The following is a 24,086-nucleotide window of genomic DNA, read 5'->3' on the forward strand; positions in this document are numbered from 1 at the left end:
CGCCCATTATAGTGGGCACATGCCCACTGGTGTAGCCCTCCGCGACGTCCGCGAGCAGCTGTTCGCCGCGGCCGACCGCATCCTGCTGCGCGCCGGCCCGAGCGCCTTGACGAGCCGCGCGGTGACGACGGAGGCGGGCGTGGCGAAGGGCGTGCTGCACAAGCACTTCACGGACTTCGACGACTTCCTGGCCGCGTTCGTCCTGGACCGCGTCCACCAGATGGCCCCACAGGCGCTGGCCCTGCGGTCTCTGGCCGGCTCCGGCACGGTCTCGTCGAACGTGACGGAGGCGCTGATGGCGGTCTTCGGCTCGGTCGCGGTGGCGATCGTGGCGCTGGTGACGTTCCGCGACGAGCTGCGCGCCCGCCTCCGCGAGACCTGGCCGGCGGGCGTACCGGTGCTGACCGAGGCGGCGGGCATGCTCTCCGCGTATCTGGCGGCCGAGCGCTCGTTGGGGCGCGTGCCGCGGAGCGCCGACCCGGACGGCCTGGCGGCGATGCTGATCGGAACCGCGCACCTGCTGTTCGCCGATCGCACCGGCCCGCCACCGACCCGGGACGCGGTGGAGCGGGCGGTCGCCCTGGTCCTCGGATGATCGTCGTCCGCGCCTGCCTGCGCGACGGCACGGGCGGCAGCCCGACAACGGTGACGCGTACCTTCGAGCTGGGCCCGACGTCGCACACGGTGTGGATCGGACCTGGGCCGGAGCTGCGCTTCTTCACTTCCACGGGCGAGCTCCCGGCGTGCGGCCACGGGACGATCGCGGCGCTGGCGGTCCTGGGCCCCGGCGAGTACGAGGTGCGGGCCGGCGGGCGTACGTTCCGCGGGCGCGCCTGGACCTCGGGCGACCTGACGGCGGCGGCCTTCGACCCCGGCGCGGTGACCCTGCGGTCTCCTTCCTCGGCTGAGGCCGGGTCGGTGCTGGCCGCGCTTGGGCTGCCCGGGTCGGCGGCGGATCTGGCGGTCGCCTCGGTCGGCCGCGAACGACTGCTGGTCCCGGTCGGCACGCGCGAGGAGCTGGCGGCGCTTGTTCCCGACCAGGCGGCGCTGCGGACGGCCTGCGACGCGGCCGGGCTGCTGGGGTGTTACGTGTACTCGCGGCCGGACGGTGCTGGTCGCGCGGCGGCCCGGATGTTCGCGCCGTCGATCGGGGTGCCGGAGGACATCGCGAACGCCAACAGCACCTTCTGCCTGGCCGCCGCGCTGGGCACACCCGTGACCGTCGACATGGGCGACGCCCTGGGCGAACCGGCCACGATCCACGCCGATCTGCGCGAGGTGAGCGGCTACTGCCGCTAGAAGGGCCGCGGCGGCGTCGGCACCCCCAGCGTGCCGGCGATGTCCAGCACGCGCGGCGGGGTGCGGCACATCCGCTCGGGTGAGCCGCGAAACGTCGGGGATTGCGCGACCGCCTGGGAAAGTGCCGGTACCAAGGCCTGGAGCGCCTCCGACCAAGCGACCAGCGAACTGGTCCACGGCACGTGGGCGAACCGCGAGGCCTCCGCCGACAGCTTGTCCCACGGCAGGTCCAGCCAGGCGCGGGTCTTCAGGACCGGCTCCTGCCACTCGACCTTCACGGTGGCCCAGTGGTCGCGGCGCGCCGGGACCGAGTAGATGGTGCCGTCTGGGAACGACGCGGCGGTCAGGTTCCAGCCGTGGCAGGCGCCCGTGTCGAGCCCGAAGACGATCCCGTCCCGCAGCAGCGGCTCGCGGCCCGTGACGTGGTGGCCGAAGGCGAGCACGTCGCCGACGACGATCGTGCGTTTCATCCGGGCGACGGTACCGTCCCGTTGCGATATTCACATTCCTCTTTTAACCGGCTACTCTGCCGCCGGGAGCCGCGCGCGTTGACTTCGTCCGTCTGAATGTCAGCCGCGTCGCCGTCGTGCTTGGGAGCTCGGCGGTGGCAGCGCACCCCCGAGGAGTACCGATGCAAGTTTCATCGACCGCCCGGCGCATTGCGATCGGGGCCCTGGTCGTCGTCACCGCCGCGCTGGGGCTCGCCGTGCTCGACCGGCCGCAGCCGGCCAGTGCGCACGGGTCGCTCACCGATCCGCCGTCGCGCAACTATGGGTGCTGGGATCGCTGGGGCTCCGACTTCCAGAATCCCAACATGGTCAACGTCGACCCGATGTGCGCCCAGGCGTGGCAGGCCAATCCCAACACGATGTGGAACTGGAACGGCCTCTACCGCGAGGGCGTGGCCGGCAACCACCAGGCCGCAGTGCCGGACGGGCAGCTGTGCAGCGGTGGCCGTACCCAGAACGGCTTCTACGCCAGCCTGGACACGGTCGGGCCGTGGGTGGCCGCCACGAAGCCGAACAAGTTCACGCTCACGCTGACCGACCAGGCCCAGCACGGCGCGGACTACCTGCTGATCTACATCACCAAGCAGGGCTTCGACCCCGCCACGCAGCCGCTCACGTGGAACAGCCTGGAGCTCATCCAGCGCACCGCCCGGTACGCGCCCGCCCCGATGTACCAGGCCCAGGTCGACGCCGGGACCCGCACCGGCCGGCACGTCGTCTACACGATCTGGCAGGCGAGCCACCTCGACCAGTCGTACTACCTGTGCAGCGACGTGATCTTCACCGGCCAGGGCGGCAGCACGGGCTCGCCCACGCCGTCGGCGTCAGCATCGAAGTCACCGTCGGCGAGCCCGTCCCCGTCAAGGTCGACGAGCGCGTCCCCGTCAAGGTCGACGAGCCCGTCCCCGTCGCGGTCGGCAAGCCAGGCGCCGGGCGGTTGCTCGGCCAGCTACGCCAAGAGCTCCGAGTGGGCCGGCGGCTTCGGCGCCAACGTGACGGTCACCGCAGGGTCGGCCGGGATCAGTCAATGGACGGTCAGGATGACGTTCGCCAATGGCCAGACCGTGACCAGCTTCTGGAACGCCACGCTGACAACCAGTGGCTCCACGGTCACCGCGGTCAATGCCAGCTACAACGGAAGGCTCAACGCGGGCCAGAGCACGAGCTTCGGGTTCAACGGTACGTGGAACGGCACCAACAATGCCCCCACGCTGACCTGCACGGCTCAATAAGCAAGCCAGTGGTCGTAAGGGTGCCGGCCGGGCCGGAATCCCGACGCCTCCGCCAGTGCGGCGGCGTCGGCGAACCCGGCCGCCACCGCCTCGGGCCGGTGCGCGTCGCTGCCGAAGGAGACAGCGGTGCCGCCGGCCTCCCGCCAGTACCGCAGCAGGGTCGGATCCAGGGTGCGGCGGGTGTTGATCTCCAGCGCCCGCCCCGTCCCGGCCAGCGACCCGAGCACCGCCCGCACCTCGTCCTCGAAGTCGGACCACGCGAAAGCAAAATCAACCGGCACATATCGTACGGCGTAATCGAGGTGCGTCAGCGTCGAGAAGTCGCCGTAGGACTCGATCATCCGGGCGGTCTCGGCGAAGTACTCGCGCAGCACGTCGGGGATGGGCCGCAGCGCGTACTCGTCCTCGACCAGCCGATCCCGCCCGCCCACGCGGATCGAGTGCATCGAGCCGATCACCCGCTCGAACGGCGCGGCGGCCAGCAGGGCGGCGGCCGGCCCGGCGAACCAGTGCGGCTCGCCGAGCTCGACCCCGGTGATGATGCGCAGCGACGGGTACTTCGCGCGGCACCGGTCGATCGCCTCGAGGTACCCGTCGACGTCGAGCGGCGGGGGAGTCAGCACCCCGTCGCGGTACAGCGCGGCCCAGTGCTCCGGCACGTCCCGCGGCGCCACGTCCCACGCGATGAAGTCGACGTGCTCCGTGAACGCGATCGCCGGCAGCCCCAGCTCGACCGCCCGCGCGCACGAGCCCTCCATGTCGCCGGTGCGGGTGTCCCAGGAGAACTCCGAGTGCGTGTGCAGGTCGGGCGGTAGCGTCACGCGGACAGCCTACGGGCGGGCCAGGATCTCGCCGTGCAGCAGGGACAGCCAGCCGTCGGGGTCGGCCGCCCACCGCCGCCAGCCCGCCGAGATGCGGTCGAGCTCTTCCTGCGGTACACCCGAAGCCAGGGCCTGGCGGGCCATCGCGGACTCCCGCACGCGGTCCGCCCACATGCCGCCCCACCAGCCGCGGTCCTCCTCGTCGGCGAAGCACCAGGTGCTCGACGTGGCCGTCACCTCGCTGAAGCCGGCCGCGTGGGCCCAGGCCAGCAGCCGCCGCCCGGCGTCCGGCTCGCCGCCGTTGGCCCGGGCCAGGCGCTGGTACAGGGCCAGCCAGTCGTCGAGTTCGGGCAGCTCGGGGTACCACGTGAAGGCCCTGTAGTCGCTGTCGCGCACGGCCACGTAGCCGCCGGGCTTGCACACGCGCCGCATCTCGCGCAGCGCCAGGACGGGGTCGGCGACGTGCTGCAGGACCTGGTGCGCGTGCACCACGCAGAAGGTGTCGTCGGGGAACGGCAGCGCGTGCACGTCGCCCAGCACGACCTCGGCGTTGGCCACCCCAGCGAGCCCGTCGCGGGCCACCTGCACCGCCTCCTCGTTGACCTCCAGCGCCGTGACCTGGCGCACGCGGGCGGCGAGGTCGCGGGTGATGGTGCCCGGCCCGGCCCCGACGTCGAGCACGTGCATCTTCTCGATGAGCACCGGCAGCAGGTAGGCGGCGGAGTTCTCGGCGGTGCGCCAGCGGTGGGAGCGCAGCACCGATTCGTGGTGGCCGTGCGTGTACACGTTCGTAGGCATGTCCCAGAGATTAGTATTCTCATCTCAAACTCCGGAACCCGAATCTCATATAACGAGATCGCGGATGACCGGATCCGTCCGCTCAACGGTCTGGAACGACACCCGTGCGAAGGCCAGGATCGAAGGCATGCGAAGCGCTCTCATCGTCATCGACATCCAGGAGTCGTTCCGGCAGCGCCCCAGCTGGGCCGCCGTCTCCAACCCGGACATCGTCAACACCGTGAACCCGCTGATCGACGACGCCCGCCGCCGCGGGGACCTCGTCGTGTGGGTGCTGCACACCGAGCCCGGCACCGGCGGCGTCTTCGACCCGGCGGCGGGGCACGACCACATCCGGTACATCGAAGGGCTTGCACCGGAGGAAGGCGAGCCGCAGCTGGTCAAGACGTCGGCCAACTGTTTCACCACGACCGGCCTCCAGCAGCTGCTGACCACCGAGGGCATCCGGCACCTGATCATCACGGGCATCCAGACCGAGCTGTGCTGCGAGACCACCACCAGGGTCGCGGGCGATCTGGGCTACGACGTCACCTTCGTCACCGAGGCGACGGCCACCTTCCCGATCGCCCACCGCGAGCCCGGCGGACCGGCCCTGAGCACCGAGGACGTCATCGCGCGGACGGAATATGCTCTGGCCGGCCGCTTCGCCACCATCGCCACCGTCAAGGAGGTCCTCGCGCGGTGAGGATCGTCTTCCTGCTCGTACCGCAGGTGCACCTGCTCGACCTGGCCGGCCCCGCGCAGGTGTTCTCCACCGTGCGTGACCTCGGGCTGGGCTACGAGCTGCACTACGTGGCGGAGCGGGAGGAGGTGCCGACCGCGCAGGGCGTGCCGCTGCGGGCCGAGACCCGCTGGCCGCGGCTGGGGCGGGGGGACCTGATCCTGATCCCGGGCTGGAAAGGGGCCCGGTTCGGCGACCACGGGCTGCTGACCGGATCGACCCGCGACCGGATCGCGGCCCACCACGCCGGCGGCGGGACGGTGGCCAGCGTCTGCGCCGGGGCCGACGCGCTCGGCCAGGCCGGGCTGCTCGACGGGCGCCGCTGCACGACCCACCACGGGCTCCAGGATCACCTCGCGCAGCGGTACCCGGCGGCGCGGGTGGTGCGCGACGTGCTGTACGTGGTCGACGAGCGGGTCGTCACCTCGGCCGGCATCGCCAGCGGGATCGACCTGGCGCTGCACCTGGTGGCGACCCGGCACGGCCCGGCGCTCGCCGCGCAGGTGGCCCGCGAGATGGTCGTCTACGCCCGGCGCAACGGCGACGCACCCCAGCACAGCGCCATGCTGCGGCACCGGGACCACCTCAGCGACGTGGTGCACCGCGTGCAGGACGTGATCGACGGAAGGTTCGCCGAGCGGCTGCCGCTGCACGAGCTCGCGGACGCGGCCGGGGTGAGCGAGCGCACGCTGACCCGCGCGTTCGGGGAGGCGACCGGGCTGACCCCGCTGCGCTACCAGCAGCTGCTGCGCCTGGAGCGGGCCGAGCACCTGATCGGGCACGGGGCGACGGTGGAGGCCGCGGCCCACGCCGCCGGCTTCGAGGACGCCCGGATGCTGCGCCGCCTCAGAGGTCGTTCAAAAGCAAGAACGGCCGCCGGTACTCCCGGCGGCCGTCCCTTGTAGCGCTGGTACTACGGGTTGATCGTGAGCGTGAACGTGCTGGTCGTGTTCCTGATGTTCTCGGCGTTGCCGGAGAACGTCAGGTTGTTGAAGGTCGCGGAGCCGACCGCCGGGCCCTGACCGGGTTCGGGCATCTCGTTGACCCAGATGCCGATGCCGGACTTGGCGTCGAACGCGTCACCGCTGCGCTTCGCACCGCTGATGCTGATGTTCGTGAAGACGGTGTCGGTCACCGGGTTCTCCGGCGAGCTGCCCGTGTACTTCGTCTGGAACATGATGCCGGAGTACGTCGGGTCGACGATGTCCACATCGGACACCCGGATGCCGCGGAACACCTTCGAGGCCGAGAAGACCCAGATGGCGCCGAAGGCCTGCTGGCCCCAGAAGTGGCCACCGTCGCGGACGAGCGACACGTTCTGGATGTTGGTCGGCTGGGTGCCGAAGCCCACGAACGGGTAGCCGAAGTCCAGCGAGCTGATCGTGATGGCCGAGTACGTCAGCATGTCCGCGATGTACAGGTTGCGGAACGTGTTGCTGTACCCGCCGTAGACCGCCAGGCCGGCCGCGCGCCAGGTGAGCGTCGCGGACAGGTTCTCCCAGAGGTTGTCGTGGTTGCCCACGGAACCGCCGCCGTCGGTCGCCGAGAACAGCGCGAACGAGTCGTCGCCCGTGGAGCGGGCGTCGATGTTGTTCAGGTGCGTGTTCGTCGTGTCGTTGGTGAAGTTGATGCCGTCGGCGAACGTGTCACGGATGCGGCTGTTGCTGATGTTGATGCCGCTGTTGTGCACGCCCCAGTACATGCAGACGGTGTGCTCCACCCAGACGTTGTCGATCGTCAGGTTCTGGTTGTCCTTCAGTTCGCCCCACACCTTGCCGGGGCCGTCGATGCGCTCGACGTAGTTGCCGAAGAACGACAGGTTCTTGAACGTCGTGCCGTTGGCCGACGTCTGGACACTGAAGCCGGCGTCGGTGTTCTGCTGGTCCTGCGGCGTGGTGAACTTCGTGTACCACGGACCGGCCCCGACGACCTGGATGCCCTTGCTGTTGATCTGGAACTTCTGGCTGGTCACGTACGTGCCGGCGGGCAGGTAGACGCCGACCGCGGTGGAGCTCTGGGTCGCGGTGTTGAAGGCGTTCTGCACGTCCTGCTGGGTGAAGCCGGCCGGGGTGATGTACGTGGCCGGGTTCGGGTTGGCGATCGGGGCGACCTGCTCGAGGTTGATGAAGTCAACGGCGATGTTGCCGCCGTTGGCCGCGTCCTTCTGCAGCTTGATCGTGCTGCCCGGGTTCACCGTGCTGTCCAGCATGATGTTGGCCTCGTCGTAGATGTGACGGGGGCCGGTGCCGGGGGAGTTGGTCGGCGACGCCTCGTTGCCGTACAGCCACGAGAACTTCGACGTCAGCGGGATCGCCTTGGCGAAGGAGCCGTTGACGTACACGTTGATCGACGACGTCGTCCCGTCCGGGATCGAGAACCGCACGACCACCGTGTTGGTGCTCTGCCGCGTGGTCCACTGCACGTACTGGCCGTTGCCGTTCAGCGTGACCGCCTTGCGGCCCGAGGCCTCACCGGCGAGGTCGCCGATGGTGCGGTTCGGCCCGACGACCTGCGCGCCGCCGCCGACGGTGCCGTCCTCGGCCTCGTACATGTCGTACGGCATGTTCGCGCCCCGCCCGACGAACAGCGGGAGGTCGCTGGTGTTGTTGGCCTGCTTGACCGACAGCTCGTTGGTGTCGGCGGCGAGGACGGTGTGCACCGTGTACTTGCCGTTGACCGCGGTCCAGGTGCCCAGGTTGATCGCCGGCGAGCTGGCGCCGGCGGCGAGCGTGCCGGAGTACGAGCCGGTCAGGGTCTTGACCGTGGCGCCGCCGGAGTCCTTCAGGGTCAGCGTGACCCCGTGGGCGCCGCCGGCCGAGGCCTGGGTGCCCTGGTTCTTGATGACGACGGTGAAGGTGACCGTGTTGCCCGCGGACGGGTTCGACGGCGACCAGGCCACCGGGGCGGCGACCAGGTCCGAGCTCTGCACCGGCGCGACCACCAGGTTGGTGCCGCTGGTGAAGCTGTTGTTGCCCTCGTCGGTCTCGATGACCGCGTTGCTCTCGTCGACCTTGGCGCTCACCGTGTACGTGCCGGCCGTGCGCGGCCCGACGTTCGCGGTGACGTTGGCCTGGGCGCCGGCGGCGAGCCCGGCGACGTTGGCCGTGCCGGCCAGGACGGTGCCCTGGGCGGTACCGAGGTAGAAGTTGACGTTCGTCGCGCCCGAGGCGGCCGCGCCGTTGTTCTTCACCGTGGCGGTCAGGCTCACCGAGTCGGTCTCGACCGGTGAGGCGGGCGACGAGGTGATGCCGGTGACCTGCAGGTCCGGGTTCGGCGCCGCGGTGCCGAAGACCTGGAACTCCGCGAGCTGGCCCGAGGGGGCGCCGGTGTTGGAGTTGAACTGCAGCCGCACGTCGGCCACGCGGGCCGAGACGGTGATGTCGACCGAGTTGCCGCTGGCCGGGTTCCACGTGTAGTTCGCCGCCGACACCAGGTTGGTGTAGGTCGACGAGCTCTGCTCACGGCCGAGGACCTGGACGTTCTGGGTCCGCTGGCCCCACGCGCTGCTGGGGTCGAGCTTCAGCGTGAGCTTGCTGATGTCGTGGTTCGCGCCGAGCTTGACCGTGAGGGTCGCCGGGAAGCCGGCCGCGCCCTCCCAGTAGGTGGTGACGCTGTTGTCGTTGGCGTTGGCCGGCACGAAGGTGAAGACCGAGCCGCTGGCCTCCATCGTCTTGCCCAGGGCCACGTTGGTGCCGGTCGGCGGGTTGCCGGTGCCGGTCCGGGTGACCGTGTTGCTGGCCGCGCTGGCGTTGCCGGCGGCGTCGCGGGCCTTGACGTAGTACGCCACTGTGGCCGAGTCCGGCTGGCTGTCCGTGTAGGTCAGCACGTTGCCGGCGACCGAGCCGCGCAGCGAGTTGTTCGCGTAGACGTCGTAGCCGGCGATGGAGCCGCTGTTGTCGGTCGACGCGGTCCAGGTGAGCTTGATCTGGCCGCTGGCCGGCTGGGTGTAGGCCAGGCTCCCGGGCGCGGTCGGCGCCTGGGTGTCCGGGCTGGTGCCGGTGCGGGTCACCGTGTTGGAGTTGCCCGACTGGTTGCCGGCGGCGTCGCGGGCCTTGACGTAGTACGCCACGGTCGCCGAGTCGGGCTGGCTGTCGGTGTACGTCAGCACGTTCCCGGCCACGCTGGTGCGCAGCGCGCCGTTGGCGTAGACGTCGTAGCCGGCGATGGAGCCGCTGTTGTCGGTCGACGCGGTCCAGGTCAGCTTGATCAGGCCGCTGCCCGGGATCGTGTAGGCGAGGTTGCCCGGGGCCGACGGCGCGGTGGTGTCACCGCTCGTCGGGCCGTAGACCTCGACCTCGGAGATCTGCGCGGCCGGCCAGCCCGTGTTCGCCGTGACGTTGATGCGGATGTACCGCGTCGTGGTCTGCGTGAACGGGATGGTCACCGCGTTGCCCGCGCCCGGCGCGAAGTTGTACGCGTTGGACGCCACGATGTCGGAGAACGAGCTGCCGGTGGTGCTGCCCTGCACGGCGAGGGTCTCGGTGCGCGCGCCCCAGCCCGACGGGATCTTCAGCACGACCGAGCTGACCGGCACGGCCGAGCCGAGGTCCACCTGCACCCACTGCGGGAACGCGTTGTTGCTGCTCTCCCAGTAGGTCTCCTGGTTGGAGTCGCCCGCGTTGCCGGCCTGGTAGGTCTGGTTGACCGAGCTGGACGTGAACGTCTTGCCCGCGGCCAGGTTGCTGCCGGTGGTGGACACGCCGTAGATCTCGAACTCGGAGAGCTGCGCGGCCGGCCAGCCGGTGTTGGCGGTGACGTTCAGCCGCACGTACCGGGTGGTCGTGGCATTGAAGCTGATCGTGACCGTGTTCTGGCTGGCCGGGTTGAACACGTAACCGGCCGAGCCGACGATCGTGGAGAAGCTGGTCCCGTCGTTGCTGCCCTGCACCGACAGCGTCTCGGTGCGGGTCTGCCAGGCGGTGTCGTTGGGCAGCTTCAGCTTGATCTGATCGATCGGCTTGGCGCTGCCGAGGTCGATCTGGGCCCACTGCGGGAAGGCGTTGTTGGCGCTCTCCCAGTAGGTGGCCTGGTTGCCGTCGTTGATGTTGCCGATGCCGTTCTGGCCGTTGGTGCTGCTGGAGGTGGCGGGTCGGCCGGAGGAGAGATTGGGGCCGCCGGCGGCCTCCGCCGGCAGCGTCTGCGCCGTCACGGCGACCAGGGTGGCCACGGCAAATGCCGCCAGTACCCTTCGCGTCACGGTCCTTCTGCTCATGAGGGATCCTTACGAAGTGAGGGGGGTGGACCTCGTTGCGCTCGGAACGCTTCCCTGGCGGGGGCTGGCGGCGCGTCCCTTGCGTACTGCCCGTTGCTGCGTAACTGTCGGGCGCTTGTAGGAATCTTGCACAGCGTTGCGCCAAATGTTGCAGACAAGCTACCGGCAAGTCAACGGTCTGTCGCGGCTGTCTTCGGTTGTGTTCCATCGCGTGCGGTTTATGCGTTGGAATCTGCGCGGCTGGTAGCGCTTGCAACGACGAGTTTCGAAACGTTCCTCATTCGTTGCCCGCAGCTCTGGTGCAGCCGGGACCATTCGTGGTTGATTCGTCGATGGCTGGCCCTTCGGCAAGGCCCGCCCCTTCGGAGCGAACCGGCGCACCGCCGCGACCCACGCGGCCCACCCCCGGTCGGTCCGACCATGCGCGGACGCCCCGGCCTGCGAGCCGGCGCGCGCGCCGGAACAGCGGAGGCAGGGGCCGATGGTGAGCAAGGAGCGCGCGGGCGCCGGATCCGCGGAGGAGCCCACCGACCAGCTGGCCCAGCGCCGCACCAACCTGACCCGGACCCTGCGCCACATCCGCGCGAACGGCCCCCGCTCCCGGGCCGCCATCGCCGCCGCCACCGGCCTGCACAAGGCGACGGTGTCGAGCCTGGTCGACGAGCTGCTGACCCGCCGCCTGGTCCGCGAGATCGGCGCGGAGCATTCCGGAGCCGCCGGCCGCCCCGGCCGCGGCATCGCCCTGAGCCCCGAGGTCGGCGCGATCGGCATCGAGATCAACGTCGACTACCTGGCCGTACACGGCGCGGATCTCACCGGCCGCACGGTGATCGAGAAGCGGGTCAGCTTCGACGCCATGCACCGCGACGTCGAGCGCTGCCTCGACGACCTGGCGGCGGCGGCCCGGCGCTCGCTGGCCGAGCTGACCCGGCGCGGGGTGACCCCGGTGGGCCTGACGGTCGCCGTGCCGGGCCTGGTCGACGTGGCCCGCGGCGTGGTCGTGCTGGCCCCGAACCTGGGCTGGCGGGACGTCCCGGTGGCGACCCGGCTGGCCCAGGGCCTGCCGCCGTCGCTGTGGGTCGGCGTGGACAACGACGCCAACCTGGCCGCGCTGGCCGAATACACGTGGGGCGTCGCCGCCGGTACCGACGACCTCGTCTACCTGACCGGCGAGGTCGGCGTCGGCGGCGGCGTGATCGTCAGCGGCCACCTCCTGCGCGGCGCCGACGGCTTCTCCGGCGAGGTGGGCCACCTGCCCGTCGAGCCGGACGGCGCCCCGTGCGGCTGCGGCCGGGTGGGCTGCTGGGAGACCAAGGTGGGGCTGGCCGAGCTGGTCCGCCGGGCCACCCCCGACGCCGCGTACGGCCTCGCGGACGGCCCCATCCCCGACCCCCAGGAGCGGGTGGCCGAGATCCACCGCCGCCTGCAGCGGGGCGACCGGGCCGCGGTGGAGGCGGTGGAGGAGGTCGGCCGCTGGCTGGGCCACGGCGGCGCGATCCTGGTCAACCTGTTCAACCCGCGCGTGATCGTGCTGGGCGGCTACTTCGCCGAGCTGGCCGACCACCTGATCCCGTCGGCCCAGGCCAACCTGGCCCGGCTCGCGGTCGCCTCAACGGCCGCGCGCTGCCACTTCGTCGCCTCGCACCTGGGCTTCACCGCCGCGGCCCGGGGCGGCGCCGGCGTCGTCGTGGAGCGCATGATCGACGACCCGACCGCGGTCACCCTGAAGTCCTCCATGGCGAGCGCCCACTAACCGACCGCGACGTGATGCTGCGATCGCGCGAAGCGCGCCACGAAGAGAGACCAGACTCCCCCCGCCCCCCGGAAAGAAAAGTTTATGCAACACCCGCGGGCCGAAACTGCACCGAGACGCGAGGACCGACGGCCCGAGCCGTCTTCGGGATGCAGTGCTCCCACGTGCGCTGGCACGACCCGCCCATGACGACCAGATCGCCGTGGCCCAGCGGGAACCGCACGCTGTCGCCACCCCCGCGCGGCCGCAGCAACAAGGACCGCGGTGAACCGAAGGACACGATGGCCACCATCGTGTCGAACCTGGACCCCCGGCCGATCGTGTCGCCGTGCCACGCCACGCTGTCGCGGCCGTCGCGGTAGAGGCACATGCCCGCCGTCATGAAGGGCTCGCCGAGTTCCTCGACGTAGTGTGCGGTCAGCCGGCGCCGGGCCTCCGTCAGCAGCGGGTGGGGGAGGGTCTCCTCGGCGGGGTACCAGCGCAGCAGGCGGGGCACGTCGACCACGTCGTCGTACATCTTGCGGCGCTCCGCCCGCCAGTCGACCTCGTGCAGCAGCGTCTGCAGGATCGCGTCGGAGCCGTGCACCCAGCCGGGCAGGTGATCGACCCACGCGCCCCGGCTCAGTTCGTGGCGGGTGACCTGGCCGGCGAGCGACCCGAGGGAAGGGCCGGCGACGTCGAACATCGACGGCTGGTACGCGAGGTCAATCATGGGACAAGCGTACTCGACTTCGAACACGCGTACGAGCGCAACCCGCCATTCGGGGGAAGGCTTTACAGTGTGTCGATGCGGTCGTCACGCAAGGTGGAGCGGGACACGAGCGAGGCTGAAGGGGTCTGGCCGGTGTGCACCCACGCGGCCGGGCGGGCGGTGCTGCGCAGCCCCGACACGGTGCAGGCCGGCCTCGGGGTGGAGACGGTGGAGAAGCTGCCGCCCGGGATCCGGCGGCCGGTGCTCTATCGGGACGGGTCGGAGCACAGGGAGTACCGGCGGCAGACCGCGCGCTTCTTCACGCCCAGGCGGGTCGACGAGCACTATCGCGACCTCATGGTCGAGGCGGCCGAGCGGCAGCTCGACATCCTGCGCCGCACAGGCGAGGTCGAGCTGTCGGCGCTGAGCTTCCGCCTCGCCATCGACGTCGCCGCCGCGGTGATCGGCCTGACCGAGAGCCGCCCCGGCATCGACCGGCGTCTCGAGCGCTTCTTCCCGGAGAAGTTCGGCCGCCCCGGCTTCACCAGCCTGGCCGGCATCAGCTGGTTCCTGCGCCAGAACGTCCAGTTCCTCGGCATCTACCTCAAGGACGTCCGCCCCGCGATCAGACCCCGCCGCCGTGCGCGCCGCGACGACCTCATCTCGCACCTGCTGGACGAGGGCTGCCGCAACGGCGAGATCCTCGGCGAGGTCATCACCTTCGCGGCGGCGGGCATGGTGACCACTCGCGAATTCATCAACCTGTGCGCCTGGCACCTGTTCACAAACGAAGAGCTCCTTCGCGTGTACCGCCAGAGCTCCGAACCCGCCCGCCACGCCATCCTCCACGAGCTGCTGCGCCTGGAACCGGTCGTCGGCAACCTGAAGCGCCGCACCACGGCCCCGATCACGGTGCCCGACGGCGCCGGCACGACCACGATCCCGGCGGGAACGCTGGTCGACGTGGCCGTACACGAGACAAACCTCGACCCGTCGGCGGTCGGCCCGGCGCCGGGCGAGGTGTGCCCGGGCCGCGAGCTGGCCCGGGGCGTGCCCCCGATGGCCCTGTCCTTCGGCGACGGCCCCCACTGCTGCCCGGGAGCCCACGTGGCGATCCAGGAGTCGGACATCTTCCTGACGCGGCTCTTCGCGCTGCCCGGCGTGCGCATGACGACCCCGCCGAGGGTCGCGATGAAGCCGGACATCAGCGCGTACGAACTCCGCGGCCTCCGCGTGGCCATCGACGTCACCCGTACGTGAACACGACTTTTCCCTTGTGTCGCAAGTCATTCGGCCCAGAACGATTCCCCGCGCGGGGTGCGCCGGGGTGACGCGGGCGGCGAATGCCCGTATCGTGAGAGCGGCTCGGATGTTGGAAGGTGTTGAGCCCGATGAGTCCCGCCGATCGTTTCGCCGTGTTCCCCGAATTCAACGTCACCGTCGAGCCGCTGCCCGGTCAGGCCCTGCGAGTCCGCGTAGCCGGCGAGGTAACCCTGGAGAACGTCGGCGAACTGCGCGCAGTCCTCTTCCGCGCCGTCGACGACGTCCGCGCCCGCGCCGTGGAGGTCGACCTGAGCCTGGTCACCTTCATCGACTCGACGGGCATCGGCAAACTCGTCTCGGCCCGGGCCCACGCCATCACGAACAACAGCGACCTGTGGATCGTCAACCCGAGCCCTGGCGTACGGCGCGTGCTGAGCCTCCTCGGCCTGCTGGAGATCCTCAGCACCCCCACCGGCAAGACCGGCTTCGCCCCACCCAAGTCCGCCTGACCCTTTGGCGTTTTTGGTGTTTGGCGCGTTACCATGAGTGCGTGGGCCCGACCTCGGACGACCTGCTGACCACGACCCAGGCCGCCGCGCTGCTGCACTGCTCGCGCCAGCACGTCGCCGACCTGTGCGACAGCGGAACCCTGCCGTTCGCCCGGATCGGCACCCACCGCCGCGTCCGCCGCGCCGACGTCGAACGACTGCTGCGCCCGCCCCTGCGCCGCGAGACGGAGAAGTCGCTGTGGCTGCACCGCGCCGTCGCGGGCAAGCTCGTCGCCGACCCGGATCGCGGCTTGGCCCTGGCCCGCCGCAACGTGGCCCACCGCCGCGCGGTCCACACCGACGGCAGCGCCGATCCGTGGTTCGACGCCTGGGAACGCCTGCTCGACGAGGGCGTCGACGCCGTCGTCGACATGATCACCGCCCGCACCGACGAGGCGGCCGACTTCCGTCAGAACACCCCGTTCGCGGGCCTGCTCACCGAGCGCGAGCGCCTGAAGGTCCTGGCCTCGTTCGACGCGACCCATCCCCGCCGGGCCCGCTCCGCGTGAACCGCCGGCAGCTGGAGCACGTCCTGCGCGCGGTCTCCGCGATCGTCGGCGACCCCGACGTGCTCGTCATCGGGAGCCAGTCCATCCTCGGCGCGATCCCGGAGCATCTGCTGCCGCCTGTCGTCACCCGCTCGACCGAGGTCGACATCGCGTTCTTCGACGACCCGGACGGCCGCAAGGCGGACCTCGTCGACGGCGGCATCGGCGAGATGTCCGCGTTCGACAGCACCTACGGCTACTACGCCCAGGGCGTGGACACGTCGACGGCGATCCTCCCGGCGGGCTGGCGCGACCGCCTGGTGCTCGTCGAGAGCGCCAACACCGGCGGGACCCGGGCCCGGTGCCTGGAGCCGCACGACTGCGCCGCGTCGAAGCTCGCGGCCGGCCGTGAGAAGGACCTCGCGTTCGTCTCGGCGCTGCTGGAGGCCGGGCTGATCGACGGCGGCGTGCTCGCGGCGCGCATCGAGGCCATGGACATCGCAGCGGTCCTGCGCGACCGCATGCTGAGCTGGGTGGCGGCCGGCACCTGACCCGACCTGCGGCGCGCGTCGGGCGGTGGGCGTCGAAGGAGGGTGCGCCCGGAGCGCGTCGTGGCCGCAAGGGCACGCGATGGGGCGGCCAGTGGGACGTCAGAGGTCGGTCAGGGCCTGTGACAGGCGGTGGACGCCCGTCTCCAGGAGGGCCGGGGGCGCGGCCGCGAACGTGAGGCGCAGGTGCGGGGCGTCCGGCTCGGCCGCGTACCAGGGGCGGCCCGGGAACACCACCACGCCCCGCGCGGCGGCTGCCGTGGTCAAGGCGACGTCGTCGGTGCCGTCCGGGAGGCGGAGCCAGGCGTGGAGGCCGCCGCGCGGTACCGGTGGGGGAGGCAACGTCGGCAGGTGGCGGCGGACGGCGTCCAGGAGGGCGTCGCGGCGGGCTCGTAGGGCGGTGCGCAACGCGCGCAGGTGGCGGGGCCAGGCCGGGGACGTGACGAAGTCCAGCGCGGCCTGTTGCAACGGGCCCGCCACGAAGAAGTCGTCCAGCACCCGGGCCGCGCGGAGGCGGGCGCCGGCCGGGCCGCGGGCGCCGATTGCCGCCACGCGCAGGCCCGGGGCGGCGGACTTGGTCAGCGAGCGCAGGTACACCACGTGCCCGTCCCGGTCCGCCTCGGCCAGCGGGGGCGGGGGGTCGGCGTCGATGGCCAGGTCGCGGGCGTAGTCGTCCTCCAGCAGGAAGGCGCCGGCGGAGCGGATCTCGGCCAGCACCTCGGCGCGGCGGGCCGGCGACAGGACGCCCCCGTGCGGGTTCGCGAACAGCGGCTGGCAGTAGAACAACCTCGCCCCCGTCCGGCGCAGGGCCGCGGCCAGCAGGTCGGGGCGGACGCCCGCGTCGTCGGCCGGGACCGGGACGACCCGCAGGCCCGCGGCGTGGGCGGCGGCCAGGGCGCCCAGGTAGGTCGGCGACTCGACCAGCACCGTCTCGCCCGGGGCGGCCAGGGCTCGGAACGCCGTCGACAGGGCCGCCTGGCCGCCCGCGCAGATCGTGAAGTCCTCCGCGCGCAGGCCGCCGCCGGCGCCGCGGGCGAACCACGCTCGCAGGTCCTCGCGGCCCTCGACCGGGCCGCGCAGCCAGCTCGACGGGTGTCTCGCCGCGCGGGCCAGGGCGGCGCCCAGGGCGGCGGCCGGCTGGAGGTCCTCGTCCAGGTAGCCGCTCGACAGCGGTATCGCACCCGGCCTCGGCAGCGCCAGCAGCGCCTGCATCGCGTCCTCGCCGGCCGGGCGGGGGCCCAGGGCGATCGACTGCCACGAGAAGTCCGGCGCGGACGCGGCCGGGAGGCGGGCGGCCACGAACGTGCCGCGGCCCGGCTGGCTCTCCAGCAGGCCCTCCGCGGCCAAGGTCCGGATCGCCCGGCTCACGGTGATGGGCGAGGCCTGATGCCTCGCCGTCAGCTCTCGTACCGTCGGCAGCCGCGTCCCCGGCCGCGCCGTCATCGCCGCGGCGCGGAGATCTTGGATAACGCGGGCGGCTGCGTTATCGTCACTCATGAGGAGCAAGGATAACGTTACTGGACCGGATGCGATAACGGGGGCGGCCCTCGGGGCGCTCGGGGTGCTCGCGTTCAGCATGTCGCTGCCGGCCACCAAGGTCGCCGTCGAGCATCTCGATCCGTGGTTCGTGGCGTTCGGCCGGGCGGTCGGGGCGGGGCTGCTCGCCGCCGCCTATCTCGTGGTCGTGCGGGCGCCGCGGCCGACCAGGGCGCAGTGGCGGCGGCTCGCCGTCGTGGCGCTCGGGGTCGTGGCCGGGTTCCCCATGTTCACCTCCCTCGCGCTGCAGACGAGCACGGCCGCGCACGGGGCCGTGGTCGTCGGGCTGCTGCCGGCGGTGACGGCCGGGTTCGCCGTGCTGCGGGCCCGGGAGCGGCCGACCACCGCGTTCTGGCTCGCGGGCGGGGCCGGGCTGGCCGCCGTCCTCGTGTTCCTCGCCGTGAGCGGCTCCGTGTCCGGCGCGCTCGGGCCGGCCGACCTGTTCCTGCTCGCCGCGATCACGCTCTGCGGCCTCGGGTACGCCGAGGGCGGCGCCCTGGCCCGCGAGCTCGGCGGGGCGCGGACGATCTGCTGGGCCCTCGTGCTCTCGCTGCCGGTCACCGTGGCCGTGACCGCCGTCGCGGGAGTCCGGCAGCCGCCGCACGCTCCGGCCGCGGCGTGGGCCGGGTTCGCCTATCTCACCGTGATCTCGATGTTCCTGGGGTTCTTCGCCTGGTACGCCGGGCTGGCCCGAGGCGGCGTCGCCCGGGTCGGGCAGATCCAGCTCATCCAGCCGGTCCTCACCATGACGTGGTCCGCCTGGCTGCTGCACGAGCACGTGCCCGCCGCCGCGATCGTGGCCGCCGTCGCCGTACTCGCGTGTGTCGCCCTCACCCAGCGCCTGCGGTTCGAGAAGCCCAAGTTGGCGTAAGACTGTACGAGTGCGAATCGCCTTTGCCGCCGATGACAGCAACGCCACCACCGAGGCCGTCCTGGCCCACCTCGCCGAGGCCGGGCACGACGTCGAGCGCATCGACGACCTGCCCTGGCCCGACCTCGGGGCCGGCGTCGGGCGCGCCGTCGCCGAGGGGCGGGCGGATCTCGGCGTGGTCATGTGCTGGACCGGCACCGGCACCGCCATCGCGGCCAACAAGGTCCCCGGCGCCCTCGCCGCCGTCGCCTGGGACCCGTGGGTGGCCCGCGGCGCGCGGCTCTGGAACGACGCGAACGTGCTCGCGATGAGCCTCAAGCGGCTCGCTCCCGACGTGGCCGTCGAGGTGCTGCGCGCGTTCCTGGAGACGCCGGCGCCAGACCCCGACGAGGCCGCGAGCATCGCCCGGCTCAAAGCGCTGGACGAGGACAAGAATCGATAACGTACGCAACCGAACGCGGTACACCATTCCGTTATGCGATGCAGCAATGCGAACTGCAACCGCGTCGCGGAGCCCGAGGTCTTTGCACAGTGAACGGCGGCGGACACCGCCGTTCCACGCGACGTAGCAACCGAAATCAGGCGACCCACACGGTGGGCGTGGTGCATGCCCGCGCTCTGTCCACAATGGACAGTCCACTGTGTGTGCCGCCGGCTGCCCGCGTGCGGAAACCCCGAATCCGCGGTCCCACGGCCGCGGCACCCGGAAAGGCCTCGAACACTGATGTACGCCAATAGGAAACGTACCGCGCTGGTGGCCGGAGCGGCCGCCGCGGCGCTCGCGCTGTCCGCCTGCGGCGGCGGCTCGAGCACCGACAACAACGGCGGTGAGCAGGGCAAGAACGGGCCCTCGGGCTTCGACGCGGCCATCAAGGGCGTGGTGAACCCGTCCGACAAGAAGGGCGGCACGCTCAAGCTCACCATCCACGACAACCCGGACTCGCTGGACCCGCAGATCGCGTACTACGCGAACGAGTGGAACCTGATGAAGGGCTTCTTCGTCCGCACCCTGCTCGCCAACGACACCAAGCCCGGCGCCGACGGGCTCAAGCTCGTGCCGGACCTGGCCACCGAGGTGCCCACGCCCGAGGACGGCGGCAAGAAGTACACGTTCCACCTCAAGCCCGGCGTGAAGTTCGAGGACGGCTCGCCGATCACCTCGAAGGACATCAAGTACGGCATCGAGCGCGTCTTCGCCACCGAGGTCGTCAACGCCGGCCCGAAGTACCTCGTCGACCTGCTCGACCAGGGCCAGAAGTACCCGGGCGCCTACAAGGATTCGGACCCGAACAAGCTCGGGCTCAAGTCGGTGCAGACGCCGGACGACACCACGATCGTGTTCACGCTGGACAAGCCGAACTCCGACTTCCTGTACCACATGCAGATGCCCGTATCGAGCCCCGTGCAGCGGGCCAAGGACAACGGCACCCAGTACGCGAACCACCCGCAGTCCACCGGACCGTACAAGTTCGAGTCGTACGACCAGGGCAAGAAGCTCACGCTGGTCCGCAACGACCAGTGGGACCCGAAGACCGACCCGGTGCGCAAGGCGCTGCCGGACCGCGTGGAGATCACCTACGGCACCGCCGTCGAGGAGATCGACAACGAGCTGCTGGCCGGCGAGGTCGACCTGGACATCGCGCAGACCGGCGTCCAGCAGGGCTCGCAGCCGAAGATCCTGCTGAACCCGGACAAGAAGCAGAACGCCGACGCGCCGGTGACGGGCTTCATCCGGTACGTCGCGATCTCCACCAAGGTCGCCCCGTTCGACAACATCCACTGCCGCAAGGCCGTGCAGTACGCGCTGGACAAGACCGCGATGCAGACGGCCCGCGGCGGCGCGCAGGCCGGCGGCGAGATCGCCACGAACATGCTGCCGCCGACCATCAACGGCCACGACGACGCCGACGACGTGTTCAACACCAAGTCCGGCAAGCCGCAGATCGACAAGGCCAAGGAGGAGCTGGCCGCGTGCGGCAAGCCCAACGGCTTCGAGACGGTCATCGCGACCCGCAACACCGGCAAGGAGATGAAGACGGCCGAGGCGCTGCAGCAGTCGATGGCCGCGGTCGGCATCACCGCCCGGCTCGACCCGCAGGACGCCTCGCTGTACTTCCGCTCGATCATCGGCGCGCCGAGCAACGTGCACAACAAGGGCTACGGCCTGATGCTCGCCGGCTGGGGCGCCGACTACCCGTCGCCGGCCGGGTTCCTGCAGGTCATCGTGGACAGCCGGGCCATCTTCGAGTCGGGCAACAACAACTACGCCGAGCTGTCGGACCCGTCCGTGGACGCGCTCATCGACCAGGCCGCGGCCGAGCCCGACCCGCAGAAGAACGCCGAGATCTGGAAGCAGATCAACCGCAAGGTCTCGGAGTCGGCGACCTACATGCCGTTCACGTACGACAAGGCCCTGAACTACCGCAACCCGCGGCTGACGAACGTCTACATCACCCAGTACTACGGGCAGGTGGACTTCGGCAACCTCGGCGTCATGAGCTGACCGCTGTGCCTGAGTGCCCGGGTTGACGAGGGACTTCCCGGGCACGCGGTCACCCCGGCCGGTCGCCTTTCCTCCTTGGGCGGCCGGCCGATGGCTCAGTACGCCACATTCACCCGCCGATGGATCCACGACGGTTCGGCGAGCGCCCGGAACATGGCGTCCGCCACGTCGGCGCGGGCGAGTGACCGGCCGCCACGGACGTTCACGTCCAGAACCGTCCGATATGGACGGTGCTCGCCGTCGGTGAGGCGCGGCGGCGCGATCAGGGTCCAGTCCACGCCGCTCTCGCGCAGGATCCCCTCGGCAACCGCGAGATCCGCGAAGCCCTCGCGAAGGATGCGCTGCAGCAGCGGCTTGGCGAGATAGCGCGTGACGGGGCCGTCGCCCGAGTCCGTCACCCGGCCGGCCGCGTCGACGCTCACGAGCCGGCGCACCCCCGTGGCCCGCATGGCGGCGACCTCCGCGCGGGCGCCGTCGGCCTGGACCGAACCCCGCGAAGGATCCTTCACGCGCATGCCGAGCGCGGACAGGACGGCGTCGCAGCCCGCCACGGCGGCCGCGAGCGCCTCCGCGTCGGCGAGGTCCGCGACCACGACCTCGCAATCCAGGTCGGCCGGGCGGCGGGTGATCGCCGTCATCCGGTACCCACGAGCCTGCCCTTGCTTGATGAGTTGCCGGCCGATCCCGCCGGTCGCCCCGAACACGGTCAGTTTCATGCCACGTCCCCCAAGGTCGGTTAGTGAGTGCTCACTAACCCCTAGAATGGCACGCGGACGGTGAACGCGAAAGGGGTGGGCGGTGGCGGGCACGCGGGACGTGATCCTGGACGCGGCGGCGCGGGTGCTGCGGGAGCGGGGTCTGGCCAACGCCACGACCAAGGAGATCGCGCGGGAGGCGGGCTTCTCCGAGGCGACGCTCTACAAGCACTTCCGGGACAAGCTCGAGCTCATGGTCGTGGTGCTGCACGAGCGCGGGCCGCAGTTCATCCCGCTGCTCATGACGCTGCCGTCGCGGGCCGGGTCGGCGCCGGTGCGCGACATCCTGACCGAGCTCGCGACGGTCTGCATCACGTTCTACCGCGACGGGTTCCCGATGTTCGCCTCGATCTTCTCCGACCCGGCGATCCTGGCCGCCCACCGCGACCACCTGCGCGCCCGCAACCTGGGGCCGCAGCGCGCGAACGAGGCCCTGGCCGACTACCTGCGGGCCGAGCAGGCGCTGGGCAACATCTCGCCCGGCGCCGACCCCGCCGCCCTGGCCGGCCTCGTCCTCGGCGCCTGTTTCCAGCACGCCTTCATCACGTTCTTCGCCGCCGATCCGACGGCCGACGACAAGGCCGCGGCCGCCTTCATTCAAGAACTGCGGCTTTAGTACCGCACGATCAGCGCGATTCGCCCGTCGCTCGCGAGCGAGCCGTCCCCGACGAACGTGACTTCTCCGCCCTGACGAGCGACCGATTCGACGATGTCGTCGACCGCGTCGTCGAGCAGCACGCCGGGTGTGTCGGCGTGCGGCTCCTGCTCGGGCGGGTGCAGGTGGTCCTCGTGCACCCAGCCCGGGCTGTGGAAATGTTCTTCCACAAGCAGATGCGCGCCCCGGCCCTGGTGGGCGAGCGACCAGCACTCGGCCAGCCCGGCGGCGAACCGGTTGGCCCCGCGCGCGGCGTCGAGCGATTCGAGGGCCGCCACCTGCTCCATCGCGGTGTACGCGGCCAGCCGGGGCGCCAGCAGCTCGTACACGTCGTGCGCGCCCGCGTGGTCGTAGTTGCCCAGCACCGTGCCGGCGAACGGGCGCGGCCACTCGGCGGCGAAGTACGCGAGGTACCGGTCGACGCCGAGCACGAACACCGGCCGCGTGTCCAGCCGGTCGATCTCGGCCAGCGCCGTGGCGATGTCCCGGAAGAACTGGCGGTGCCGCTCGATCTCGTGCTTCGTCGGCTCCTGGCCGTAGTCGCGGGGCAGGCCCATGCCCTCGTGGGTGAACGGGAACCCGTGCGAGGTCACCTCGACCAGCTCGGGCCCGTCGCCGCTCCAGAGGCGGGTCGGCTGCTCGGAGAGGACGACCGCCCAGTACCGGTGCTTGCGGGCCGCGTCGGCGACCACGTCGCGCACCTCGTAGGTGTCCGCGACCACGACCCGCTCCTGCACCGGGGTGTCGAGGACCCGCACGTGTACCTGTCCGGGCGAGGCGAACACCGCCAGCCCGTCGCCGGTGTGCCGCAGGTCGACCTGCCCGGCGGCGGTGGCGATCTCGTCGTACACCTGGGTGGCGACCTCCCGCGGCACCGTCTCGTCGAGGTCCAGCCGGCGCCGGGCCTCGGCGAGCAGGTTCCGCAGGCGGATCGGGTCCTGCTGGTTGGCCGGTGCGGTGCGGTGCGTCGGCATGAGCAGCGAGACCGCCGGATACCCGGTCGGTTGCAGCGTGGCCAGGTCCTTGACCGTCATGCGACCACGCTGCCCCCGGCTCACGGTTTTATGTCCGCCGACCGGGACAGCTCCTCGGAGCTTCGGATGTCGGCCAGATCCGCCTCGAGCCCGCGGGTGACGGCGTCGAAGGCCGAGTCGCCGAGCACCAGCCGCCGCGGCGGGTCGGTCCGGGCCATGGCCGCGATCACCGCCCGCGCCCCGCGCTGCGGGTCGCCGGGCTGGTTGCCGTCCGCGGCCACGAACGCGTCGCGCACCTCGGCGATCTGCTCGTGGTACGGCCCGTCCTCCACCGGCTGGTCCGCGAAGCCCGCGTAGGCCCGGGTCCGGAACGCGCCCGGCTCCACCGCGAGGACCCGGATGCCGAACGGCTCGACCTCGGGCCGCAGCGCCGCGGTGAGGCCCTCGACCGCGTACTTGGCCGCGCTGTAGTACCCGAAGCCCGGCGCCGCCTGCAGGCCCGCCACCGAGGAGATGTTGACGATCCAGCCGGAGCCGCGGCGGCGCATGCCGGGCAGCACCGCCCGGGTGACGCCGAGCAGGCCGAAAAGATTGAGTTCGAAGGTGTACCGCAGGGAGTCCTCGGGCGTGCCCTCGACCGACCCGAACCAGCCCCGGCCGGCGTTGTTCACGAGCACGTCGATGTCCCCGGCCGCGTCGACCGCGGCCTTGATCTGTTCCGGATCGGTCACGTCGAGCGGCAGGACCGTCATGCGGTCGTCGGCGAACGGCTTCCTGGCCGTGAGGACCACGCGGTCGCCGAGCTCGAGTGCCGCCTCGGCGAACGCCATGCCGAAGCCGCCCGGGGATCCGCCGGTGATGAACCATGTGCGCATGTCCCCACCGTGCCCCCTCCCGCGGGGAGAGGGT

23 protein-coding genes are annotated in these 24,086 nt (G+C 71.3%); 14 read left to right on the forward strand and 9 right to left on the reverse strand.

The features are described 5' to 3' along the window. Window positions 1-19: 19 nt before the first annotated feature. On the forward strand, window positions 20-595 hold the full coding sequence (locus tag ACQPZ4_RS12805) for a TetR/AcrR family transcriptional regulator (protein WP_433059481.1): 576 nt from the start codon (window positions 20-22) through the stop codon (window positions 593-595). Next, complete coding sequence (locus ACQPZ4_RS12810; protein WP_433059483.1) at window positions 592-1,299, forward strand: PhzF family phenazine biosynthesis protein; 708 nt, start codon at window positions 592-594, stop codon at window positions 1,297-1,299. The genes ACQPZ4_RS12805 and ACQPZ4_RS12810 overlap by 4 nt, the downstream gene beginning before the upstream one ends. Here ACQPZ4_RS12810 and ACQPZ4_RS12815 read toward each other — a convergent pair. After that, complete coding sequence (locus ACQPZ4_RS12815) at window positions 1,296-1,769, reverse strand: hypothetical protein (RefSeq protein ID WP_433059485.1); 474 nt, start codon at window positions 1,767-1,769, stop codon at window positions 1,296-1,298. The two genes, ACQPZ4_RS12810 and ACQPZ4_RS12815, sit on opposite strands and share 4 nt — an antisense overlap. A 161-nt stretch (window positions 1,770-1,930) precedes the next feature. Here ACQPZ4_RS12815 and ACQPZ4_RS12820 point away from each other — a divergent pair, with 161 nt between their 5' ends. Beyond that, window positions 1,931-3,040, forward strand: coding sequence for a lytic polysaccharide monooxygenase auxiliary activity family 9 protein (locus ACQPZ4_RS12820; protein ID WP_433059488.1), 1,110 nt, complete (start codon window positions 1,931-1,933; stop codon window positions 3,038-3,040). On the opposite strand, the gene ACQPZ4_RS12825 is transcribed toward ACQPZ4_RS12820, so the two are convergent. Together ACQPZ4_RS12825 and ACQPZ4_RS12830 are read right to left on the reverse strand one after the other, a co-directional pair. After that, complete coding sequence (locus tag ACQPZ4_RS12825; protein ID WP_433059490.1) at window positions 3,034-3,861, reverse strand: histidinol-phosphatase HisJ family protein; 828 nt, start codon at window positions 3,859-3,861, stop codon at window positions 3,034-3,036. The two genes, ACQPZ4_RS12820 and ACQPZ4_RS12825, sit on opposite strands and share 7 nt — an antisense overlap. Before the next feature lie 9 nt (window positions 3,862-3,870). After that, window positions 3,871-4,647 carry a class I SAM-dependent methyltransferase gene (locus tag ACQPZ4_RS12830; RefSeq protein ID WP_433066487.1) on the reverse strand — a complete coding sequence of 259 codons (777 nt, stop codon included), beginning with the start codon at window positions 4,645-4,647 and terminating at the stop codon, window positions 3,871-3,873. 139 nt (window positions 4,648-4,786) lie between these two features. Between ACQPZ4_RS12830 and ACQPZ4_RS12835 the strand changes: the two genes are divergently transcribed. Both ACQPZ4_RS12835 and ACQPZ4_RS12840 read left to right on the forward strand, forming a co-directional pair. Beyond that, on the forward strand, window positions 4,787-5,344 hold the full coding sequence (locus ACQPZ4_RS12835) for a cysteine hydrolase family protein (protein ID WP_433059492.1): 558 nt from the start codon (window positions 4,787-4,789) through the stop codon (window positions 5,342-5,344). Next, a complete protein-coding gene (locus tag ACQPZ4_RS12840; RefSeq protein WP_433059495.1) occupies window positions 5,341-6,285 on the forward strand; it encodes a GlxA family transcriptional regulator in 945 nt (314 codons plus the stop codon). The genes ACQPZ4_RS12835 and ACQPZ4_RS12840 overlap by 4 nt, the downstream gene beginning before the upstream one ends. A gap of 8 nt (window positions 6,286-6,293) precedes the next feature. On the opposite strand, the gene ACQPZ4_RS12845 is transcribed toward ACQPZ4_RS12840, so the two are convergent. Continuing rightward, on the reverse strand, window positions 6,294-10,592 hold the full coding sequence (locus ACQPZ4_RS12845) for a discoidin domain-containing protein (RefSeq protein WP_433059497.1): 4,299 nt from the start codon (window positions 10,590-10,592) through the stop codon (window positions 6,294-6,296). A gap of 481 nt (window positions 10,593-11,073) precedes the next feature. Between ACQPZ4_RS12845 and ACQPZ4_RS12850 the strand changes: the two genes are divergently transcribed. Continuing rightward, window positions 11,074-12,345 (forward strand): ROK family protein, encoded by a 1,272-nt coding sequence (locus tag ACQPZ4_RS12850; protein WP_433059500.1) that lies wholly within the window; start codon window positions 11,074-11,076, stop codon window positions 12,343-12,345. An 82-nt stretch (window positions 12,346-12,427) separates the two neighbouring features. On the opposite strand, the gene ACQPZ4_RS12855 is transcribed toward ACQPZ4_RS12850, so the two are convergent. Continuing rightward, window positions 12,428-13,057, reverse strand: a complete 630-nt coding sequence (locus tag ACQPZ4_RS12855) for an alpha-ketoglutarate-dependent dioxygenase AlkB (protein WP_433059502.1) — start codon at window positions 13,055-13,057, stop codon at window positions 12,428-12,430. A 75-nt stretch (window positions 13,058-13,132) separates the two neighbouring features. On the opposite strand from ACQPZ4_RS12855, the gene ACQPZ4_RS12860 reads away from it, so the two are divergent. The 4 genes from ACQPZ4_RS12860 to ACQPZ4_RS12875 all read left to right on the forward strand — a co-directional run bounded on the left by ACQPZ4_RS12860 (window position 13,133) and on the right by ACQPZ4_RS12875 (window position 15,886). Beyond that, window positions 13,133-14,296 carry a cytochrome P450 gene (locus ACQPZ4_RS12860; RefSeq protein ID WP_433059505.1) on the forward strand — a complete coding sequence of 388 codons (1,164 nt, stop codon included), beginning with the start codon at window positions 13,133-13,135 and terminating at the stop codon, window positions 14,294-14,296. Between the two features lie 131 nt (window positions 14,297-14,427). Next, window positions 14,428-14,808: an STAS domain-containing protein gene (locus ACQPZ4_RS12865; protein ID WP_433059508.1), complete on the forward strand. Its 381-nt coding sequence runs from the start codon at window positions 14,428-14,430 to the stop codon at window positions 14,806-14,808. Window positions 14,809-14,849: 41 nt separating this feature from the next. Next, window positions 14,850-15,356, forward strand: coding sequence for a helix-turn-helix domain-containing protein (locus tag ACQPZ4_RS12870; RefSeq protein WP_433059510.1), 507 nt, complete (start codon window positions 14,850-14,852; stop codon window positions 15,354-15,356). After that, window positions 15,353-15,886 (forward strand): DUF6036 family nucleotidyltransferase, encoded by a 534-nt coding sequence (locus tag ACQPZ4_RS12875; protein ID WP_433059513.1) that lies wholly within the window; start codon window positions 15,353-15,355, stop codon window positions 15,884-15,886. Before ACQPZ4_RS12870 ends, ACQPZ4_RS12875 begins: the two co-directional genes overlap by 4 nt. A 99-nt stretch (window positions 15,887-15,985) precedes the next feature. Here the strand turns inward: ACQPZ4_RS12875 and ACQPZ4_RS12880 are convergent, their stop codons facing one another. Continuing rightward, the gene (locus ACQPZ4_RS12880) at window positions 15,986-17,380 is read right to left on the reverse strand and encodes a PLP-dependent aminotransferase family protein (RefSeq protein WP_433059516.1); all 1,395 of its coding nucleotides are present in this window, start codon (window positions 17,378-17,380) and stop codon (window positions 15,986-15,988) included. Here ACQPZ4_RS12880 and ACQPZ4_RS12885 point away from each other — a divergent pair. The 3 genes from ACQPZ4_RS12885 to ACQPZ4_RS12895 all read left to right on the forward strand — a co-directional run bounded on the left by ACQPZ4_RS12885 (window position 17,379) and on the right by ACQPZ4_RS12895 (window position 20,793). Next, window positions 17,379-18,290 carry a DMT family transporter gene (locus ACQPZ4_RS12885; protein WP_433059519.1) on the forward strand — a complete coding sequence of 304 codons (912 nt, stop codon included), beginning with the start codon at window positions 17,379-17,381 and terminating at the stop codon, window positions 18,288-18,290. The two genes, ACQPZ4_RS12880 and ACQPZ4_RS12885, sit on opposite strands and share 2 nt — an antisense overlap. A 10-nt stretch (window positions 18,291-18,300) precedes the next feature. After that, a complete protein-coding gene (locus ACQPZ4_RS12890; protein WP_433059522.1) occupies window positions 18,301-18,732 on the forward strand; it encodes an RpiB/LacA/LacB family sugar-phosphate isomerase in 432 nt (143 codons plus the stop codon). A gap of 312 nt (window positions 18,733-19,044) precedes the next feature. Further along, the gene (locus ACQPZ4_RS12895; RefSeq protein ID WP_433059525.1) at window positions 19,045-20,793 is read left to right on the forward strand and encodes an ABC transporter substrate-binding protein; all 1,749 of its coding nucleotides are present in this window, start codon (window positions 19,045-19,047) and stop codon (window positions 20,791-20,793) included. 95 nt (window positions 20,794-20,888) lie between these two features. Here the strand turns inward: ACQPZ4_RS12895 and ACQPZ4_RS12900 are convergent, their stop codons facing one another. Next, on the reverse strand, window positions 20,889-21,509 hold the full coding sequence (locus ACQPZ4_RS12900) for an NAD(P)-dependent oxidoreductase (protein ID WP_433059528.1): 621 nt from the start codon (window positions 21,507-21,509) through the stop codon (window positions 20,889-20,891). A gap of 82 nt (window positions 21,510-21,591) precedes the next feature. Here ACQPZ4_RS12900 and ACQPZ4_RS12905 point away from each other — a divergent pair, with 82 nt between their 5' ends. After that, window positions 21,592-22,164: a TetR/AcrR family transcriptional regulator gene (locus ACQPZ4_RS12905; RefSeq protein ID WP_433059531.1), complete on the forward strand. Its 573-nt coding sequence runs from the start codon at window positions 21,592-21,594 to the stop codon at window positions 22,162-22,164. On the opposite strand, the gene ACQPZ4_RS12910 is transcribed toward ACQPZ4_RS12905, so the two are convergent. Together ACQPZ4_RS12910 and ACQPZ4_RS12915 are read right to left on the reverse strand one after the other, a co-directional pair. Then, window positions 22,161-23,237 (reverse strand): hypothetical protein, encoded by a 1,077-nt coding sequence (locus ACQPZ4_RS12910; protein ID WP_433059533.1) that lies wholly within the window; start codon window positions 23,235-23,237, stop codon window positions 22,161-22,163. The genes ACQPZ4_RS12905 and ACQPZ4_RS12910 overlap by 4 nt on opposite strands. Before the next feature lie 20 nt (window positions 23,238-23,257). Beyond that, window positions 23,258-24,052, reverse strand: a complete 795-nt coding sequence (locus tag ACQPZ4_RS12915; protein WP_433059536.1) for an SDR family NAD(P)-dependent oxidoreductase — start codon at window positions 24,050-24,052, stop codon at window positions 23,258-23,260. Window positions 24,053-24,086: the final 34 nt, after the last annotated feature.

The organism is Dactylosporangium sp. CS-033363 (genome assembly GCF_050942475.1).
Lineage (GTDB): Bacteria > Actinomycetota > Actinomycetes > Mycobacteriales > Micromonosporaceae > Dactylosporangium.

Excerpts from the sequence above, each read along its gene's own strand:
- ACQPZ4_RS12805 (WP_433059481.1), top strand. The coding sequence starts at position 20 with ATGCCCACTGGTGTAGCCCTCCGCGACGTCCGCGAGCAGCTGTTCGCC.
- ACQPZ4_RS12810 (WP_433059483.1), top strand. The coding sequence starts at position 592 with ATGATCGTCGTCCGCGCCTGCCTGCGCGACGGCACGGGCGGCAGCCCG.
- ACQPZ4_RS12815 (WP_433059485.1), bottom strand. The coding sequence starts at position 1,769 with ATGAAACGCACGATCGTCGTCGGCGACGTGCTCGCCTTCGGCCACCAC.
- ACQPZ4_RS12820 (WP_433059488.1), top strand. The coding sequence starts at position 1,931 with ATGCAAGTTTCATCGACCGCCCGGCGCATTGCGATCGGGGCCCTGGTC.
- ACQPZ4_RS12835 (WP_433059492.1), top strand. The coding sequence starts at position 4,787 with ATGCGAAGCGCTCTCATCGTCATCGACATCCAGGAGTCGTTCCGGCAG.
- ACQPZ4_RS12845 (WP_433059497.1), bottom strand. The coding sequence starts at position 10,592 with ATGAGCAGAAGGACCGTGACGCGAAGGGTACTGGCGGCATTTGCCGTG.
- ACQPZ4_RS12850 (WP_433059500.1), top strand. The coding sequence starts at position 11,074 with ATGGTGAGCAAGGAGCGCGCGGGCGCCGGATCCGCGGAGGAGCCCACC.
- ACQPZ4_RS12855 (WP_433059502.1), bottom strand. The coding sequence starts at position 13,057 with ATGATTGACCTCGCGTACCAGCCGTCGATGTTCGACGTCGCCGGCCCT.
- ACQPZ4_RS12860 (WP_433059505.1), top strand. The coding sequence starts at position 13,133 with ATGCGGTCGTCACGCAAGGTGGAGCGGGACACGAGCGAGGCTGAAGGG.
- ACQPZ4_RS12865 (WP_433059508.1), top strand. The coding sequence starts at position 14,428 with ATGAGTCCCGCCGATCGTTTCGCCGTGTTCCCCGAATTCAACGTCACC.
- ACQPZ4_RS12885 (WP_433059519.1), top strand. The coding sequence starts at position 17,379 with ATGAGGAGCAAGGATAACGTTACTGGACCGGATGCGATAACGGGGGCG.
- ACQPZ4_RS12880 (WP_433059516.1), bottom strand. The coding sequence starts at position 17,380 with ATGAGTGACGATAACGCAGCCGCCCGCGTTATCCAAGATCTCCGCGCC.
- ACQPZ4_RS12900 (WP_433059528.1), bottom strand. The coding sequence starts at position 21,509 with ATGAAACTGACCGTGTTCGGGGCGACCGGCGGGATCGGCCGGCAACTC.
- ACQPZ4_RS12910 (WP_433059533.1), bottom strand. The coding sequence starts at position 23,237 with ATGACGGTCAAGGACCTGGCCACGCTGCAACCGACCGGGTATCCGGCG.
- ACQPZ4_RS12915 (WP_433059536.1), bottom strand. The coding sequence starts at position 24,052 with ATGCGCACATGGTTCATCACCGGCGGATCCCCGGGCGGCTTCGGCATG.